Raw genomic sequence first — 3,049 nt, forward strand, 5'->3', positions numbered from 1 at the left:
GGGCAAAGAGCGTGCCCGGTGTCGAGCCTTCATATTGCGCCGTTTTGTAGTTGAAAGTCGTCACCACGGAACTCGTCGCCGGATCGTACTGCCAATGCACCTCCGTTCCGATCACTTGGGAGTGCGCATACCGGGAAAACAGGGCGAACACTTTTTCTGATCTTTCGGGCAAAAGTGCCAGAGAAAACCCGGGGCTTCCCTCGGCAAGGTTGACCCAGGTTCTCTCATCGACTGCTGTCCATCTTGAACCTCGTGGTCCAAAGAGGGCATAATATTTTCCGTTCAGAGTCACCGCCACGGCGTGTTCCGCGAGGCTGCCCGCCCAGATTTCGGGTTTTTGTGCGAATGTCACGCGTGCCGTACCACCCCGATATTGGCCATAGACGAACGGGGACCCGTGCCCGTAGGTCAGACTCATCCCCCTTTGAAGGTCGCCGAATCGTACGGTGATGAACCAATCGCTGAAGCTCTCCACACGTGCTTCATCGAATGAGGCAACACCAGAATGGCCGATCGTCAAATCCTGGGAACCGCCGGGCATACTGGCGAGAATACTTCTGGGCGTCACGATGATATGGGACCCGGGATAAAACACCCGCAAGCCGGTTTTTTCCGCACGCACGGCCAGGGGGTGGGGATATTGAGCCTCGGAAAGGGGCATCCACAGAACACTGCTCCACCATTGATTGGTGGGGAACGGCGGACGCAACGTATCGATCACATAAACAGTCTCCGGAGGCCGCCGTGCTCCGGTCGGCGCCACTCGGACATAGCTACCCAGCCCAACGCGCCCTATCGATGGAATCGCAGAGGGTTCGCCAGCCAGCACTGAATACCCAACAGGCAGGAGGACACACAGCACAAGAACAGCGGAGATGAGTTTTTCTGGTAACATGCTTCGCTTGATCATGGCCCGATGAATACCGATCGGCAGGAACATTCCGGCGAGACTCCTTCATCGAATCAAGAGTTCGCGCGTGGGCTTCGGCGGTGCGGCCGCTTCGCGCCGCAATTCACCTTCGTTCCCACGATGCCAGTACCCAGGCACGCAGAATTTAACTGGAAAATCATTGGCATAACAGAAATCGACGCGCTATTTCTCATATTCTTTGCGGCCAGTCATGTCGTTGGGAGACTGATGTGATCTCGCAGCGATGCCAGGAGTGCCCCCAACTTCGCAAGCGTGGAATCGGGCAGGGTGTGGGAAAGGCGTTGCGTCATCCACGCCAGGGACACCGCGGCATCCTGCCAAGCCGCCAGATAGAGTGGCCCACCATACCTCGCAGGAAAGCCCAAACCGCACACGGCCGCCACATCGATCATCCGCCAATCTCCGACCACCCCCTCTTCAACGAGCGACAACGCTTCGCGCACCATCGCAGCGAGCAGGCGTTCCCCCATTTGTTCTGTCGAGCTTGTGGACGAAGCGGTCACCCAGGACGCGAGGAGTTTCTCGACAGTGGGGTCCGTCTCGGGATTGGCGGTCCAGGGGACGGAGTCGCTGTACTGATAGAATCCCCGGCCTGTTTTTCTTCCCAAACGCTTATGCTTGAGCAACGTCACGAGGATGGGCGAGGCTTCGATCCGCTCCGGAAAGGCCTCCCAGAGGATCCTGCCGGCTGCCCAAACGGTGTCGAGGCCAATTTCATCCATGACCTGCAACGGTCCCATCGCAAAGCCCACGCGAACGGCAGCTTGATCGAGCGCTGCGATCCCCGCACCATCGGCCAGTGATTGGAGCGCTTCGTTGAGATAGGCGAAAAGGAGTCGGTTGACAACAAATCCGGGAGAATCGGAAACGACCAAAGGAAGTTTCCCCAGCGCCAGCGCCTGCCGCACGACGGAGGCCACCAGGGAACGCTCCGCCCGCGATTGGCCGATGACTTCCACCACGGGGCGCTCGCGAACGGGATGGAGGAAATGAAGTCCGACCAACCGCTGGGGACTGCGGAGATCTTCCGCCAAACGGGCCACCGGAATGGTGGAGGTGTTTGTGAGGAAAATACAGTCCACGGCTACTAACTCTTCCAATTGCTTGAAGAGCGTGCGCTTGAGGGAGAGATTCTCGGGGACGGCCTCGATGACACACGCACAGTCAGACAGGTGGTGCAAATCCGAGACGCAGTGGAGATGTGAGAGAAGAGCGGAAATGTGGGCTGAATCACCGAGCTGAAGCTCCAGTTCCTGGCGGATGCGCTGCCATGCAGCCTCCCGTGCCGCGGAAGCGTTATCGTAAAGGATCACCTCGCATCCCCGCCGCAGGTGGCACGCGGCAATGCCGATTCCCATCAGGCCGGCGCCCACGATGCCGACGCGAGAGAACGACGTGGGTGTGTTCTGTGCCACGCACTCAAGCACAGAGGCGAGACTTTCCGGGGCGAATTTATCCGGAATTTGTCCGGAGAGGTCTGCAACGCTCCCCGTCTCGCTGCTTGCTCGCTGAAGACAGAGACGGACGTTGGACGCTAAATATTTCGCAGCCGCCGCCGGATCAATTCCGGGAAGAGTCATCGTGAAGGCATTTCCTTTCCCTGAAATGCTTCATCGTTCAAAAAAACGGGACAGTCCGTGCGAAATCCCTTCAAGATCGCGAGCTGGTCCTCAGCAAACTTTGGGGAGGTCGTCACGAGGCCGGTGGATTGGATCCGCCTGCGGGAGCCTCGCCGCCGTTGGCACCGGCATTCGCTGCGAGCGATTGGAGAGCCGTGTTCAGCGTATTGAGCGCGGGCGGCAAAAGCCGGACGAGCTCGCTCGCAGGATCGCGGGCACTCGCGGAATCGTTGAGCGCCTTGGTGATCCCATCGAGGGCTGTGTTGAATTTGCCCACGAGCTGGTCCTCCGGCTTACCGGTCAGCATACTCCGCACACCCCGAATACCCTGCTGGGCACACCCCACATATTGCGCGATCTTTCGCGGTTTCAGACTGTCCCAGGAGCCGCTTTGGCTGGCCGATTGGATGTCGGCCACGCACAGGTCAAGCACCATCTTTCCCAAACTTTGCACAACAGCGAGGGGGGACACTCCCTGGACCTGGGAATAGTCGAGATT

3 protein-coding genes are annotated in these 3,049 nt (G+C 58.9%); all 3 read right to left on the minus strand.

Features of this window, described 5'->3' with window-relative positions; all coding sequences use genetic code 11:
• Window positions 1–940, minus strand: a 940-nt coding sequence (locus tag H5U08_RS14190; protein WP_297034399.1) for a hypothetical protein, incomplete at its 3' end; no start/stop codon positions are given.
• A 179-nt stretch (window positions 941–1,119) separates the two neighbouring features.
• Window positions 1,120–2,511: a 3-hydroxyacyl-CoA dehydrogenase gene (locus tag H5U08_RS14195; RefSeq protein ID WP_297034402.1), complete on the minus strand. Its 1,392-nt coding sequence runs from the start codon at window positions 2,509–2,511 to the stop codon at window positions 1,120–1,122.
• A 112-nt stretch (window positions 2,512–2,623) separates the two neighbouring features.
• Window positions 2,624–3,049: hypothetical protein (locus H5U08_RS14200; protein WP_297034405.1), on the minus strand; the 426-nt coding region annotated here is incomplete at its 5' end.

It is taken from the genome of Thermogutta sp. (assembly GCF_014359955.1).
Lineage (GTDB): Bacteria > Planctomycetota > Planctomycetia > Pirellulales > Thermoguttaceae > Thermogutta.